Below are 15,953 nucleotides of genomic sequence, written 5' to 3'. Positions count from 1 at the left end.
TAACAATATATTCTTTATTATTTTTATTAAAATTTATATTTTATATTATTTTATTTACTTGAAATCTATTTTTTTAACTTTATTTAATATTATTAAGGTTAACAAAATAATAAAAAATATGTCTTACTAAACAACTTCAATGTAAAAGAAAGTTTTACTTTATTTTTATTCAAAATTAGAAAACTATACTTTTACAATAAAAAAACTAAAATACTAATTAAATTAGAGTTTTATTTTATATAACAATCATTTTTTATTAAAAGGTGTTTTTCATTTTAACGTATATTTAATAAGGTTAAACAGAGTTATCATTTTAATTTTATACTTTACTTTTTCTATAAACTTATTATAATTAAAGTATAATCATTTTAGCAACTTGTTTATTTTATTATAAAAATGTGAAACTTATTACATAAGGAGGAATTAAATATGAAAAATAATACTTATAAAGAAATCAAAGACATATATGGAAAAATAAGTCCTTTTGAATTTAAGGACAAATTAATAGATATTGCGAAACATACTGCAAGTGAAAACCATAGAGAATTACTCGATGCAGGTCGTGGAAATCCAAACTGGACTTGTTCAACTGCTAGAGAAGCTTTTTTCACTTTTGGTCATTTTGCGATTACTGAAACCCGTTCTAATTGGGATTTAGGTCACTTAGCTGGTATGCCTCAAAAAAAGGGCATTAAGGAAAGATTCTTTAAATATATAAATGAAAATATAGATATGCCTGGAGCATACTTAGCTAGAGATATTATAAACTTTGGTATAAATGAACTTGGATTTGATGGTGATGAATTTGTTCATGAACTAGCTGATGGAATCATTGGTGATAATTATCCACTTCCAGATAGAATGTTACCTCATATGGAAAAAATAGTGCATGATTATCTAGTTCAAGAAATGAAATACGATATATCAGGTAAATATGGTGATGTAGAAATATTCGCAGTTGAAGGTGCTACAGCTGCTATGTGTTATATATTTGATTCATTAATGGCAAATGAACTTCTAAAAAAAGGCGATACAATAGCTTTAATGACTCCTATATTTACACCTTATCTTGAGATACCTAATCTTCCTCGCTATGATTTTAAAGTTGTAAACATAAACGCCAATGCGGTTGACGAAAAAGGTGCTCATACATGGCAATATACTAAAAAAGAATTAGAAAAGCTTCGTGACAATTCTATTAAGGCTTTATTTGTTGTTAATCCTAATAACCCTGCATCTATAGCTATGGATGAGACATCTTGTAATAATCTAATAGATGTAATTGAAAATTATAATAAGGATTTAATGATAATATCAGATGATGTATATGGGACTTTTGTAGAAGACTTTTCATCACTAATGTCAAAACTTCCTTATAACACTGTTGGAGTTTATTCTTATTCAAAATATTTTGGAGTTACAGGATGGAGACTTGGTACATTTGCTCTTCATAAAAAGAATGTTTTTGATAAAAAAATAAATGATTTAACTGGAGAATTAAAGAAATCAGTAGATAAGCGTTACAGTGATATGAGTCTTAACCCTTCTAGCCTTTCATTTATGGAAAGAGTTGTTGCTGATAGTAGACTTGTTGCTCTTAATCATACTGCTGGTCTTTCAACTCCACAACAAGTTCAAATGTCATTTTTCTCTGCTTTTGCATTAATTGATAAAGTTGATGCCTACAAAAAACTTAATATGAGTATATGTCATAGACGTCAAAAACTATTGTTCGAAGCTTTAGAGCTTCCAGTTAACAAAAATAAAAATAATGCTGCATATTATACTCAGTTTGATATTGAAGAATGGGCTAAAATAAACTATGGAGAAGATTTATTCAAATTTATAAGTAAGAATTCATCTCCAGTAGATATACTTTATAGATTGGCTAATGATTATTCAGTAGTCTTACTTAGTGGAAATGGATTCTATGGACCTGAATGGTCAATTAGAATATCTCTAGCAAATCTATATGATGAAGCCTATACTAAAATAGGGAAAGCCATAAGAGAAATACTAGATAGCTATATTGCTGAATGGAAAAAAACAAAGAAATAATCCTAGTACACTGAAATATCTAAATTATGCGAATAAAAGGATTTATATAGACCTAAATAAATTTTTTTGATATAATCCTATCGGAATTATAAATTTTATTTGTGAAAGGCAGAGAATATTATGAGTATTAAGAAAAAAGTTGCCATAGTCTTTACTGGTGGAACTATATCTATGACAGTGGATGATAAAGTAGGTGCTGCTATACCAACTTTATCTGGAGAACAAATATTATCCATGGTCACTAACATTGATAAAGTTGCAGATGTTGAAGTTTTTAATTTTGATGAAATTCCAGGACCTCACATAACACCTTATAGAATGATGGAGTTAAAAAATTATGTAAATGATTTATTAGCAAGAAAAGATATCACAGGAGTTGTAATAACACATGGTACTGATAGTTTAGAGGAAACTGCTTATTTTCTAGACCTTACAATTGACAATATTAAGCCTGTAATAGTTACAGGTGCTATGAGAAGTAGCTCTGAACTTGGCTATGATGGTTCAAGCAATCTATCTGCATCAGTTTGTACTGCTGTATCTAAAGATGCTATGGGTAAAGGAGTTCTTGTAGTTTTAAATAATGAAGTGCTATTAGCTTCTGAAGCTACTAAAACAAATACACTTTCTTTAAATACATTTAAATCTTTAACTAGTGGTCCATTGGGAATAATCGACTGTAACGAACTTGTCCTTACAAGAGATATTGTAAATAGAACAATTATAGATACTGATAAGGTAGAATCTAAAGTTGCATTATTTAAAGCATATGTTGGAGAAAATGCAGATTTTATAAGATTTGCTGTTGATAGTGGATATAAAGGCATAGTTATTGAGGCTATGGGTAGAGGTAATATTCCTCCTCAAATGCTTTCTGGTGTCGAATATGCAAGGGAAAAAGGGCTTCCTGTTGTTATAGTTTCTAGATGCCATTCAGGTAGAGTATTTGATAGTTATGGTTACTTTGGTTCTGGTAGAGATTTAAAAAATATAGGATGTATATTTGGTGGAGACCTTCCAGGGCAAAAAGCTAGAATAAAGCTTATTTTAGCTCTTGGAAAGACTAATAATATTGATGAAATCAAAGACTTCTTTGAAAAAGGAATCTATTGTTAATTATATTATAGAGTTTATAATTTAAAATAAATTATATCATAGAGTTTAAAATAAACTCCCCCTACTGCAATTTTTTAATTGTATTGCAATAAGGGGATTTTATTTTATAGCTTTATTTTTTTATTTATTTCACAATTTTTTTATTTATTTCACAACTATATTAACTAATTTCTTAGGAACTGCAACAACTTTAACTATAGTTTTATCTTCAACTAGAACTTTAATTTTTTCATCTTCTAAAGCCACTTTTTCCATATCTTCTTTAGATATATTTGAGCTAACAGTTAGCTTTCCTCTAACCTTTCCATTAACTTGTACAACAACTTCTATTTCATCTTTTACTAGTGCTGTTTCATCATATTTAGGCCAATCTATATCAAATACACTTCCTTCTTGACCTATCATAGTCCATAATTCTTCACCTAAATGAGGTGCAAATGGTGAAATTATAGTTACTATTGTTTGTACACCTTCTTTTATAACTGCTTCATTTATATTATCTAGCTCCTTATATTTGTACATATCATTTATTAATTCCATAAGAGCTGATATAGCAGTGTTAAATCCAAATTTTTCACTTAAATCTACAGTAACTTTTTTAAGTGTAGAATGTATAGTATATCTCATATCTTTATCTTGAGAACTTAACTCGCCAAACTCAACATCTTTTTTGAAGACATCTGCTAACTCATCAACTAATCTATATACTCTATTTAAGAATCTAAAGCATCCATCAACACCTTGTTCTGACCAGTCTAAATCTCTTTCTGGTGGTGCTGCAAATAATACGAAAAGTCTTGCAGTATCTGCTCCATATTCATCAATTATATCCATAGGAGATACTGTATTTCCTTTAGACTTACTCATTTTAGACCCATCCATAAGAACCATACCTTGAGTAAGTAAGTTTTTAAATGGTTCATTAAAGTCTACCATGCCCATACTCTTAAATGCTTTTACAAACCATCTAGCATAAAGTAAATGCATTATAGCATGCTCTACTCCACCTATATATTGGTCTACTGGATGCCATCTGTTAACTAAGTCTTTACTAAATGGTTCATCTTCATTTTTATTGTCTACATATCTTAAGAAATACCAAGAAGAATCAACAAATGTATCCATAGTGTCAACTTCTCTTCTAGCTGGTTTTCCACAGTGAGGACAAGTTGCTGACATAAACTGTTTTGAAGTAGTAAGTGGAGACTCACCTTTTCCAGTAAATTCAACATCTGTTGGTAAAAGAACTGGTAAATCCTCTTTCTTAACTGGAACAATTCCACACTCATCACAATAAACTACAGGTATAGGACAACCCCAATATCTTTGTCTTGAAACTAACCAGTCTCTTAATCTATAATTAATTGTTCTCTTTCCTCTACCTTCTTTTTCTAATTTATTTATTATTCCTTCAAATCCTTCTGAAGCATCTAATCCATCAAATTCTTCTGAATTTATCATTTTATTATCTTCTGTTATTACATCTATTATATCTAGATTATATTTTTCAGCAAAATCTCTATCTCTTTCATCATGTGCAGGAACTGCCATTATAGCACCTGTTCCATATTCAACTAATACATAGTTTGCTATCCATAAAGGAACTTTTTTACCATTTAAAGGATTTATAACATATCTACCTATAAACATACCTTCTTTTTCTACATCAGCTGCTGTTCTCTCTATTTCTGTCATAGTATGCATCTTTTGAACAAAAGCTTCAACATCTGCTTCATACTCAGTACCAGCAACCAATTCTTTAACTAGTTCATGTTCTGGAGCAAGTACCATATAAGTAACTCCATAAGTTGTATCTGGTCTAGTTGTAAATACTGTCATAGATTTGTCAGTTCCATCTATGTCAAATACTAAATCTGCTCCTGTACTTTTTCCTATCCAGTTTCTTTGCATTATTTTAACTTTTTCTGGCCATCCATCTAATGTATCTAAATCATTAAGTAATTCTTCTGCAAATTCAGTAGTTTTAAAATACCATTGTTCTAAGTCTTTTTTTAATACTGTTGATTTACATCTTTCACATGCTCCTTGAACAACTTGTTCATTTGCAAGAACAGTCTCACAAGAAGGACACCAGTTAACATAAGATTTTTTCTTATATGCAAGCCCATGTTCTAAAAATTTCAAAAATATTTCTTGAGTAAATCTATAGTATTCTGGAGTTGAAGTTGCTACTTCTTTATCCCAATCATAGCTAAGCCCTAATAAATTTAATTGTTCTTTCATTTCTTCTATATTTTCCATTGTCCATTTATGTGGATGTATTCCATGTTTTATAGCTGCATTTTCAGCTGGCAAACCAAAAGAATCCCATCCCATTGGATGAAGTACATTATAGCCTTCCATTTTTTTGAATCTTGCGACAACATCACCTATAGAATAGTTTCTAACATGTCCCATGTGTATCTTTCCAGATGGATAAGGGAACATTTCTAATGTGTAGTAATTAGGCTTTTCAGTTTGTGCTGTATCCATTTTGTATTGGTTATTATCTTTCCAAATTTTTTGCCATTTCGATTCTACTTGTTTAAAATTATATACGCTCATATTTTGCCTCCTATTGTTAGTTGCGTTCAACTACTTTGTTTAATATTATTTACTTATAATTTCCAAATAATTCTTTGAAAATAAAAAATCCTCATCACTAAACTTACGTTTAGGGACGAGGATAAATCTTCGCGGTACCACCCTAATTAGTCTATTTTCATAGACTCTCTTAGATAGCTTTTAATCCAGCCATGGAGAATAGGTTTTAATCTAGTAAGTTCAAAGTTATATAATATTAGTTCTCACCTTCCACTAACTCTCTGAAAAAATATAATCTTTTACTGCTCTAGTCTATTCAATTCAATACAATTTTTTAAATTTTCTAACTATAATAACATATATTATCATGTTTATGCTAATGTGTCAATATCTATATAAGGTGCATCTTTCCATAATTTTTCTAAATTATAAAATCCTCTATTTTCCTCATTAAATACATGAACCATTATATCTCCATAGTCAAGAAGTACCCAAGTTTGAGTCCCATGTCCTTCTTTTCCTCTTGGCTCTAATCCTAGTTTTGCTAATTCATCTTCAACATTATCAGCTATAGCTTTTACTTGTCTTTGAGAAGATGCTGTAGTAATAACAAAATAATCACATAAACTAGAAACTTTTCCTATATTTATTATAACTGTATCTTGACCCAGCTTATCTTCTATGGCATCATACGCTATTTTTGTCATTTGTTCCACTGTCATATAAAATTTCCTCACTTTCCTAATTTAAATACACTTAGTTATTGTAACATATTAATACGATTTTGTAACATAGTCAACTTTAATTTTATTAATATGTTTGCCTTTATATAAGATTTTTATAATAACTTTTCTTTAATTAGGTAGTTTCTAGCCATAACAGTTCTTGGATGTATTTCTTCTTTTTTATTAATAACAAACATTAAAGTATTATTAAATGAAGTTAAAAGTGCTTCGTCAAGCTTACCTTCATAGGCTAATTCTCTCAATGTATCTACAACTGGAAATTTTCTTCCTTCTTCAATTAAATCTGCTATGTAAATTATTTTTTCTAAAAGAGACATATCTTCTCTTCCTGTTGTATGGTATTTAATTGCATTTATAATATCTTCATCTTCTATTCCAAATTCATATTCACATATGTATGACCCTATCACACTATGAGATAGAGAGCGGTTTCCATCTTCTATTGGGTCTAAGTATATCTCATATTTGTCAACATAATCCTCTACTTCTTTATCGCTTAAGTATTTCGCACAATCATGAATCATCCCCGCTATATAAGCTTTTTCTTTGTCACATCCATAAATCTCACACAATTTTACAGCACATTCTGCAACATTTTTTGAGTGACTAAGCCTTCCTACTGGTAGCATTTGATTTAATCTCTGGTTAATATTCTCTAAGTTCATTTAATCATCTCCATATTGATATAGTTTATTTTCATACAAATAATTTTCTACATTTTCCGGTACTAAGTAACGTATAGACTTGCCTTCATTTAGCTGTTCCCTTATATATGTGGACGATATATCCAATGATGGAACATAAACTGTTATAATGTCAGCATTATATTTTTTAGTCAGTTTCTCTATAGTTTCTTGTGACCTTAATAAGCTAATACCTGGTCTAGTCGCAGCTATAAAAGTAGCTAACTCAAAGTTTTTCTTTACATCTTTCCACTCTTCAACACTACAAATAGCATCTGCCCCTGTTATAAAATAAATATCAGCATTTTTATATTTTTTCTTTAAATATTTTAATGTATCGATTGTATAAGTCCTTTTATTTCTTTCGATTTCTACTTTTGAAACTAAAAAATCTTCATTGCTTTCAGTTGCTAGAAGTGTCATATTGTATCTATCATACTTATTTGTAGTGATACCTAATTTATGTGGTGGATTTCCTGATGGTATAAAGATAATTTTGTCAATCTCATACTTATCTCTAATAAACTCTGCTGTTGCTAAATGAGCATAGTGTATAGGGTCAAAAGTACCTCCTAATATACCTATTTTGATTTTGCCTTTATGGCGATTAAATTTCTCTAGTTTTTCAGTATTTTTCAATTCTGCCTTCTGAACTAGATTTTTACTTCTCATATTTTGTCTCCTTTTAATGTTATAATACTATTGTACCATTATTTTTTATTTCTTAAAGCTTATAAATTATTTTTTTTGGTATATAATCATATTTATATGGTAAAAAACACTTTAAAAAATAATTATTTAACATAGTTTCACTTTACTTTTTAATAAAAATAACTTTTTATTATTTTGTCTTAATTTAGATTAAATATAACGTATAATTATAAGTTTTTTATTAAATTTTATTAGTTACTTTTGTTAATATAATTACATATAAAAAAGGAGGAATTATGAGTATAATTACAAAAATAGAACAACAAAAAAGAAATGATGATAGAGTAAATATTTATGTCGATGATAAATTTTTTATTGCTATATTTAAAGAACTTGTTTATACATTTAATTTAAAAAAAGGAAATGAAGTAAATGAAGAGGAATTAAAATCTATTTTAGATGATGAGATGTATATAAAAGCTAAAAATAAAGCATTAAATATTTTGTCTCGTGCTGACCAGTCTGAAAAAAAAATGAAAGAAAAACTATCAGCAGATTTTGAAGAAGATACAATTGATAGAGTTATAGATTTTCTTAAAAATTATAATCTGGTAAATGACAATATATTGGCTCAGAAAATAGTTAATACCAATGTTAATTTAAACAAATGTGGTAAAAACAGAATTAAACAAAATTTATATAATAAAGGTATTGAGAGAAGTGCAATTGATGAAGCAGTATCAGAATTAGACAAAGATACTGAATTTGAAAATGCCATGTATCTAGCAAAAAAAAGATATGAAAGAGTAAAAAAAGAAGATAAAAAGAAAATATATCAAAAAATTTCTCAACATCTTTCCTATAAAGGCTTTGATTATGATATTATTAAAAGAGTTTTAAATAAACTTTTAAATTTTGATGAATCTGATATATAAGTATATTTTTAAATATACTAAGGAGGTAAATTATGAAACTAATTATTGGTGGTTTAAGCTTTTTATTAGGATTATATAATATATATCAATTATATAGAGAAGATAGTATGAGATAAATATTATTTTATTAAAATATAATATTTATTATGGAGGGGAAATCAAATGAAAAGTCAAAAAAGATTTAAAATTTTAGATGTTGATGTTTACCTACAACCATTTGAGTCTGACATAAAAAAAAGAATGAAACACTATGAAGATGTAAAAGCAAAAATATTAACTAACTGTGAAAATTTTAGTTCTTTTGCAAATGGTCATCTTTATTATGGATTCCATCAAACAAATGATGGATGGTTTTATAGAGAGTGGGCTCCAAATGCAGATAGTTTATCATTAATTGGTGACTTTAATAATTGGAATAGAAAATCCCATCCTCTAAAAAAAATAGATTCTGGTAATTGGGAAATTTTCATCCCTGATAAAAATAGCTTACCTCATAAATCAGAGGTAAAGGTACAAGTAACTACAAATGGTGAAACATTTGACCGTATACCATTATATATAAAGATGGTAATACAAAAGAATTCTGGTAACTTTAATGGGCAGATATGGCAACCAAAAACTCCATTTAGTTGGACTGATAATGAATTTGACTTAAAAAACATAACTTCTCCTTTAATCTACGAATGTCACATAGGTATGGCTACTGAAAAAGAATCTATTGGAACTTATAATGAATTTACTGAAAATATACTTCCTAGGATAAAGAAAGCTGGATACAATACTATTCAACTTATGGCTATCATGGAACATCCATATTATGCTTCTTTTGGATACCAAGTTTCAAACTTTTATGCGATTTCATCTAGATTTGGTACTCCTGAAGACTTAAAAAACCTTATAAATACAGCTCATTCAATGGGAATTGCTGTTTTATTAGATTTAGTTCACTCTCATGCTGTAAAAAATACTTTAGAGGGAATAAATGAATTTGATGGAAGTGAACATCAATTTTTCCATTCAGGTTCAAAGGGTAATCACCCTGCTTGGGGAACAAAACTCTTTAACTATGGTAAGCCTGAGGTAATTCATTTTTTACTTTCAAATATAAAATTTTGGCTAAATGAGTATCATTTTGATGGCTTTAGATTTGATGGTGTAACCTCAATGCTATATCATAATCATGGTCTTGGAGTTTCATTTGACAGTTATAAAAAATATTTCAGTGCAAACACAGATATGGAAGCTATAACATATCTTCAATTTGCAAATGAATTAATAAAAGAAATCAAACCTAACTCAATAAGCATTGCAGAAGATATGAGTGGAATGCCTGGAATGTGTATACCTATAAGAGATGGTGGAATTGGATTTGACTATAGATTAGCAATGGGAGTACCTGATTTTTGGATAAAAACTATCTCAAATTCTTATGATGAAAATTGGGATTTAGGCAAAATGTGGTACGAGCTTACTACTAGACGTCCTGGTGAAAAAAACATTGGATATTGTGAATCTCATGACCAAGCATTAGTTGGTGATAAGACAATTATATTTTGGTTAGCAGATAAAGAAATGTACTGGAATATGGAAATAAACTCAAATAATCATATTATTGATAGAGCCATGTCTCTAAACAAATTAATTAAATTAGCAACATTTTCTCTAGCTGGTGAAGGATACTTAAATTTTATGGGAAATGAATTTGGACACCCTGAGTGGATTGATTTTCCGCGTGAAGGAAACAATTGGAGTTATAAATATGCTAGAAGACAATGGAGTCTTTCAGAAAATGATAACTTAAAATATAAACAACTATTAAACTTTGATAAATCTATGCTTGAACTTACAAAATACAGTGATATTTTTACACAGAATAGCTATGAACTTGTACATATGGATAATGAGAAAAAACTTCTAGTATACAGTAAGGGTAAATATTTATTTATATTTAATTTTCATCCTAGTATGATGCAATCAGTAGACATATCAAAGTTCCAAGACAAAAAATACAAGACAGTATTAAGTACTGATATGATAGAGTTTGGAGGAAAAACAAGACCGGAAAACTTAATAGACTACGATATCTATTTTACTTCTACTCCTCCATCTTCTAAAATACCTATTGCATCTCGCACAGCAATAGTACTTTTAAATAATACTATCTAGGTATAAATAACTACTAAAAGCCAAATAACAATTTTGATTTTAATACAAAATGTTATTTGGCTAATTTATTTTCTTGCTACTTAATTATTTTTTACATCTGGCATTATAACTTCCAACTTTTAATTTGTGGCATTATATTCATCTTAACAGTCTGTGCCTTTAAGGCATTTCTAAATTTTTCAGTAGATGTATTTTTAAACATTTTACTAGAAGCACTTTTAAGATTTTCTATAGAATCCCAGTGTTGTATCATAATCCATTTTTGATTTTTTTCGTCATATAAAAGCTCAGTATCAATAAATCCCGATTGAACAGAGTGAAAATTTATTTCTAAATCATTTACAATCTCTACAAATGCATCTTTTGATAAATGCTCTTCCACATTAAATTCTACTATTTCTGTAATAATTTTCATATACAAACCCTCCAATTTATCTTTCTTACATCATAACAAGAAATAAATTAAGGGTATTGTAAAAAATCGACAATATAATTATAAATAGTTGTACGTTGTGTTTTCTTTAATAGTTTTATTCTCTTTAATAAATTTAATTGGTGATACTCCTGAAAACTGTTTAAATTCTTTAATAAAATGAGCTTGGTCATAATATTCATTTTCATAAATTAAGTCAAGCAAGTCATTATTTTTAGAGCTATAAATAAGCTGATTACTTACCATTTTAAATCTATATATTTTCCTTAGCGTTTTAGGTGTATAGCCAGTATATTTTAAACAAGCTCTTTCTAAAGTTTTAATATTTATGTTCATATCATCACAAAACAATTTTATAGTGCTGTATTTATTATTATATATAAATAAATCCATGAGATTTACTATCTTATTTGCAACTAAATTTTCATCTAATACAGATACTAATATTTTTTCTAAATGTAAAACTATATCTTCTATTGATGATATTTGATTTAATGTACTTTCCAATTTACCAACAAAACCTTCTGATACTTGTTTTAAGTCAACAATTTGACCCTTAAACTCTGAAATTGGTATCTTTAAAAATGGATAAAGCCCAAATGGATAAAAAGAAATACCCATCACACGTATATTTCCACGTTGAATAACAAATCCATGTTTATCTCTTATTCCATTAAAATGTATATTGCTTGCATTATAATTTTGATTTTCAATCTTATATTCCATAACATCAGAAAGATTAATGATAATATCTATACTATCTGTAGGTAATAATTTATTATTTAGCAGTATATTTGACTTTGTCTCAAGATACCAAATAAACTTTACCCACGGTTTTAAACGAACATTTCTAACTTCATACCTTGTAACTGATAACATCGTAATTAACCTCTATCCTAAGTTTTTTATCATTATATACTCTATCTTGATATTATACAATATAATTTATCCTATCAAAAAACTTAATCTATTCCATATCTATCTTATACATTTTTTTAATGCTTTAGAAATAGGAAGTGCTATTATAAGACCTATTAACACTTGCATTAAATTGCCTGGTATTGAAGTAAATGGCGTTATAAAATTGCCATAAAGTATAACCTCTGTTACATAATATCCAAACAACATCCAAATTGATGAAACTACTACTCCTATTACATTAATTAAAAAATTTTCTCCATTCTTGCCATTTGCCCATACAATCTTTCCAAGTAAATACCCCATAATACCTCTAACTATAAATGTAAATGGAGCCCATAGAGTCCACCCAGATATTAAATCAAAAAGAGCCATCCCAATAGCACCTGATAACGCACCCTTTTTGCTTCCAAATACTATTGCTGATATAAATAACATCGCTGTTCCTAAATGTACAAGACCTCCATTTATAGATATTGGCAATCTTATATTTATAAACTTAGTTGCAACAAATACTAACGCTATTAATAGTGAAGTTTCCACCAAATCTTTTGTTGTAAATTTCTGTTTAGCTGTAGCTTCCATACCACATCCCCCTTTTATATTGTGACTAAAAATAATATTTATTGAATAAATCTACTAAACTTCCATTTGTATTAAATTCTAATGCTTTTAAACTTTTATCCAATACATTTAATATGTGAACTATTTTATCAAGATTAGCATTTTCCCCCATATGACCTATTCTCAAAATAGTATCCATATATTGATTTAATGATGTTGCAACAAGTGTATTGTAATTTTTAAGCATATAATCAGTAAGTTTTAATGCACCTATACTTTCAGGTATTTTTATTGCTGTCACTGTATTAGAATATCCTTTCTCTAAAAACAATTCTAAACCATATTCCTTAACAGCTTGTCTTACACTAGAAGCTATTTTCTCATGTCTACTTAATACTTTTTCTACACCCTCTTCTAGTATATTATCTAATGCTTTATCAAGACCCATTATGTCACTTATCGGCATTGTATAAGGGAAATATTTTTTTTCATAATAACCTTCCCATATACTTAAGTTGCAATAAAAACCTACTATGTCTGTTTTTCTATTTTTGATACAATTCTTTGCATCTTGACTTATACCAACTATAGTAAGACCTGCTGGTGCAGAAATAGCCTTTTGTGAACCTCCTAATATTATATCTATTTTAGATTCATCTACATTTAACCTTTCTCCTACCATACCTGCTACAGAATCAACTACAGTTAAGATTCCATATTCCTTAAGTAGTGGACATATCTTACTTACATCATTTAATACACCTGTTGGTGTATCACAATGAACTACTGTTGCATATTTAAAGTTATTATCCTTTTCTAAAAACTTTCTTAGTTCATCAACATCTATACCTTTTGTATATTCACTTGAAAAAAGCACATACTCTCCACCATACATTTTTACAAAGTCTTTAAATCCTTCTCCATATATACCATTATCAATTACAAGAACTCTATCCCCCTTCTCTGTCAGTGATGCACAAGCTGCTTCAAGTCCTAATATTCCTTCACCACTTAATATGTAAATATCATTCTTCGTACCAACTATATTCCCAAACTTTTCACATGTCTTCTTGTAAAACTCAACAAAATCAACATCTATATCTGGGTTAGTTGTTTTCTCTGCTCTTATTAGTCTTACATTTTCTCTAGTTTCTGTTGGCCCTGGTGCATAATTAATTTTATTGTTCATATATATCAGCTCCTCTTTATTTTCTATACAATTATTATACAAAATTTTCATTTTTTATGGTACAATTTTAAGTTTTTTTAAAATTGTACCAATACATTTTTCAATAGCAATCTGCTGAATATTAAACATACTATTATTTACTACTTAAATCGATACATTTTTTCTGATAACAATCTTTTGAACATTAAACACACTATCACTTACCACTTAAATTGATACGTTATATTAATAAAAACTTTATAACAATAAAAACGACAAAATACAGGACATATGAACATTTAAGCCACTTGCCCTGTATCTGTATATCATTAACCTATTTAATTATATTTTTATATCTTCTCTAATCTTATTTAAAAATTAAATATAGTTTTCTTTATATTTTTATTCACTATATCTTACTCTATCAATAAGAGATTCTTTATTAAAACTTCTTCCTATTAAGTAAGTTGTTATAAATTGAGCTATAAGGATAAATACAGCCATAAATAAAATTGGTACTATTGGTAACGCGTATGTTGCATATGATAATCCAGTTTTTCTTAAAAATATAACCGCAAAGTACCCTAATATACCTCCAAGTAAAATACTTCCTATCATCATTCTAGAAGTGTAATATATAGCTTCTGAATTAAGCATTTTTACTAATTGTTTATTAGTAAGTCCAATTGCTTGAAGCATACCAAGTTCTTTTTTTCTAGTAACTATACTAGTTATCATCGTATTTACAAGATTCATAAATCCAATAACCCCTATTATACCAGTTAAAGTATATCCCATTATTTTTATAAATGAGATTGTAGCCTTATTTGATTCTATTCTACTATCTATAAAATCCGTTTCTAAATATCCATTAGATTTAGCAATCTTCTTGATAGTATCTTTAACTTCTTGATATTTCCCTTCTTCAGTATATATTCCAATGGTACTTGTTGTATCATATTTCAAAGCTCTATCTATGAAATCTTTTCCTATGCCAAAACTTGGAGTTCCCATAGCTATTGCTTGAACTTTAAATTCTTTTTTTATCTCTTTATCTCCATCATATAGAGTTAATTTTATTTTATCTCCAGCCTTTACACCCATTTCTTTTGCTGTATCAAGGTGAGTAATGACTATTTCATCTCCTGTTTGTAACTTTTCAAAATTTATTTTTCCATCTATTAAATTTTTATTTAATGATTTTATATCATTTTCGTTTATGCTCTGTAAAAGGTCATGTTCAAATTCAACATTATAATCTTCCATACCAATTTTTACAGAGTTTCCTGATTCGGTTTTTTTGACTCCTTCTATACTCTTTATTTGATTTAAAAAATCTTTACCTAATGGATTATTCATTTGTAGAATATTCAAATTATTTTCAGGATTCTTATCGCTATCCATTTCATATCCAGTAAATCTAACTTCTATATCATAAGGAAAATGCTCTCTAGCCATCTTCTCAGCATTAAAACTTTCTAAAGCAGTTGATACTGTTATAAATATAGTTCCGCTTAACATAAGAGATGTCAATGTCATATAAGTACGCTTTTTATTTCTTTCTAAATTTGCTTTTGATAAGTTTTTTAAATTTATATTTTTATGTCCTTTTCTATTATGTTTACCACTTATTTCATTTCCAGTATATCTTACTGCATCAACTATAGATACTTTTGATGCTACTTTCATTGGTTTCAACAGTGATAAAACAACAGATATAAAACTTATTGCCACAACCAATAATAACACTGGTAATTGTGATGATTTTACATCTACATCCATAAATGATTTTATTACAATATTTGCAAGTGCATAACCTAAAATTGTTCCTACTGGTATTGCTATTCCTGCCAATATAAAACCTTCCTTAAATACTATTGCTTTTACTTGTTTTTTAGTTGCACCAATTGCTCTAAGTTTACCAAATTCTTGAACTTTGGTAACTATTGAGATGTAAAATATATTGTATAT

General features: G+C 28.2%; 13 protein-coding genes. 4 read left to right on the top strand and 9 right to left on the bottom strand.

Going from position 1 to position 15,953, the window contains the following annotated elements:
* The first annotated feature begins 429 nt into the window (after positions 1–429).
* The gene (gene aspD / locus KGF50_RS15295) at positions 430–2,058 is read left to right on the top strand and encodes an aspartate 4-decarboxylase (protein ID WP_227848863.1); all 1,629 of its coding nucleotides are present in this window, start codon (positions 430–432) and stop codon (positions 2,056–2,058) included.
* 120 nt (positions 2,059–2,178) lie between these two features.
* Positions 2,179–3,174: an asparaginase gene (locus KGF50_RS15290; protein WP_227828161.1), complete on the top strand. Its 996-nt coding sequence runs from the start codon at positions 2,179–2,181 to the stop codon at positions 3,172–3,174.
* Positions 3,175–3,318: 144 nt separating this feature from the next.
* On the opposite strand, the gene leuS is transcribed toward KGF50_RS15290, so the two are convergent.
* The 4 genes from leuS to nadD form a co-directional block, all read right to left on the bottom strand.
* Positions 3,319–5,739, bottom strand: coding sequence for a leucine--tRNA ligase (gene leuS, locus KGF50_RS15285; RefSeq protein ID WP_227848862.1), 2,421 nt, complete (start codon positions 5,737–5,739; stop codon positions 3,319–3,321).
* 350 nt (positions 5,740–6,089) lie between these two features.
* A complete protein-coding gene (gene rsfS / locus KGF50_RS15280; protein ID WP_227848861.1) occupies positions 6,090–6,440 on the bottom strand; it encodes a ribosome silencing factor in 351 nt (116 codons plus the stop codon).
* A gap of 116 nt (positions 6,441–6,556) precedes the next feature.
* A complete protein-coding gene (gene yqeK / locus KGF50_RS15275; RefSeq protein WP_227848860.1) occupies positions 6,557–7,129 on the bottom strand; it encodes a bis(5'-nucleosyl)-tetraphosphatase (symmetrical) YqeK in 573 nt (190 codons plus the stop codon).
* Positions 7,130–7,819, bottom strand: coding sequence for a nicotinate-nucleotide adenylyltransferase (gene nadD, locus KGF50_RS15270; RefSeq protein ID WP_227432520.1), 690 nt, complete (start codon positions 7,817–7,819; stop codon positions 7,130–7,132).
* 275 nt (positions 7,820–8,094) lie between these two features.
* Between nadD and recX the strand changes: the two genes are divergently transcribed.
* Positions 8,095–8,733 carry a recombination regulator RecX gene (gene recX, locus KGF50_RS15265; RefSeq protein WP_227432519.1) on the top strand — a complete coding sequence of 213 codons (639 nt, stop codon included), beginning with the start codon at positions 8,095–8,097 and terminating at the stop codon, positions 8,731–8,733.
* Positions 8,734–8,895: 162 nt separating this feature from the next.
* A complete protein-coding gene (locus KGF50_RS15260) occupies positions 8,896–10,899 on the top strand; it encodes an alpha-amylase family glycosyl hydrolase (RefSeq protein WP_227848859.1) in 2,004 nt (667 codons plus the stop codon).
* 103 nt (positions 10,900–11,002) lie between these two features.
* Here the strand turns inward: KGF50_RS15260 and KGF50_RS15255 are convergent, their stop codons facing one another.
* From KGF50_RS15255 to KGF50_RS15235, 5 genes are all read right to left on the bottom strand, one after another.
* The gene (locus KGF50_RS15255; RefSeq protein ID WP_227848858.1) at positions 11,003–11,314 is read right to left on the bottom strand and encodes an antibiotic biosynthesis monooxygenase; all 312 of its coding nucleotides are present in this window, start codon (positions 11,312–11,314) and stop codon (positions 11,003–11,005) included.
* A 78-nt stretch (positions 11,315–11,392) separates the two neighbouring features.
* Positions 11,393–12,211, bottom strand: a complete 819-nt coding sequence (locus tag KGF50_RS15250; RefSeq protein ID WP_227848857.1) for a helix-turn-helix domain-containing protein — start codon at positions 12,209–12,211, stop codon at positions 11,393–11,395.
* A 99-nt stretch (positions 12,212–12,310) separates the two neighbouring features.
* Positions 12,311–12,835, bottom strand: coding sequence for an ECF transporter S component (locus KGF50_RS15245; protein WP_227848856.1), 525 nt, complete (start codon positions 12,833–12,835; stop codon positions 12,311–12,313).
* 25 nt (positions 12,836–12,860) lie between these two features.
* Positions 12,861–14,003 carry a pyridoxal-phosphate-dependent aminotransferase family protein gene (locus KGF50_RS15240; protein ID WP_227848855.1) on the bottom strand — a complete coding sequence of 381 codons (1,143 nt, stop codon included), beginning with the start codon at positions 14,001–14,003 and terminating at the stop codon, positions 12,861–12,863.
* A 381-nt stretch (positions 14,004–14,384) separates the two neighbouring features.
* A partial coding sequence (locus tag KGF50_RS15235; RefSeq protein ID WP_227848854.1) for an FtsX-like permease family protein occupies positions 14,385–15,953 on the bottom strand: 1,569 nt, incomplete at its 5' end.

This window comes from Clostridioides sp. ZZV15-6598 (assembly GCF_020657705.1).
Classification (GTDB): domain Bacteria; phylum Bacillota; class Clostridia; order Peptostreptococcales; family Peptostreptococcaceae; genus Clostridioides; species Clostridioides difficile_F.
The sequence above is the reverse complement of the archived record's forward strand: the minus strand, read 5'-3'. Positions and strand labels throughout refer to the sequence as shown.

Bases quoted from the DNA above. Each gene is read 5' to 3' on its own strand.
- leuS (WP_227848862.1), bottom strand. From the start codon at position 5,739: ATGAGCGTATATAATTTTAAACAAGTAGAATCGAAATGGCAAAAAATT.
- KGF50_RS15290 (WP_227828161.1), top strand. From the start codon at position 2,179: ATGAGTATTAAGAAAAAAGTTGCCATAGTCTTTACTGGTGGAACTATA.
- nadD (WP_227432520.1), bottom strand. From the start codon at position 7,819: ATGAGAAGTAAAAATCTAGTTCAGAAGGCAGAATTGAAAAATACTGAA.
- KGF50_RS15240 (WP_227848855.1), bottom strand. From the start codon at position 14,003: ATGAACAATAAAATTAATTATGCACCAGGGCCAACAGAAACTAGAGAA.
- KGF50_RS15250 (WP_227848857.1), bottom strand. From the start codon at position 12,211: ATGTTATCAGTTACAAGGTATGAAGTTAGAAATGTTCGTTTAAAACCG.
- KGF50_RS15245 (WP_227848856.1), bottom strand. From the start codon at position 12,835: ATGGAAGCTACAGCTAAACAGAAATTTACAACAAAAGATTTGGTGGAA.
- recX (WP_227432519.1), top strand. From the start codon at position 8,095: ATGAGTATAATTACAAAAATAGAACAACAAAAAAGAAATGATGATAGA.
- KGF50_RS15260 (WP_227848859.1), top strand. From the start codon at position 8,896: ATGAAAAGTCAAAAAAGATTTAAAATTTTAGATGTTGATGTTTACCTA.
- KGF50_RS15255 (WP_227848858.1), bottom strand. From the start codon at position 11,314: ATGAAAATTATTACAGAAATAGTAGAATTTAATGTGGAAGAGCATTTA.
- rsfS (WP_227848861.1), bottom strand. From the start codon at position 6,440: ATGACAGTGGAACAAATGACAAAAATAGCGTATGATGCCATAGAAGAT.
- yqeK (WP_227848860.1), bottom strand. From the start codon at position 7,129: ATGAACTTAGAGAATATTAACCAGAGATTAAATCAAATGCTACCAGTA.
- aspD (WP_227848863.1), top strand. From the start codon at position 430: ATGAAAAATAATACTTATAAAGAAATCAAAGACATATATGGAAAAATA.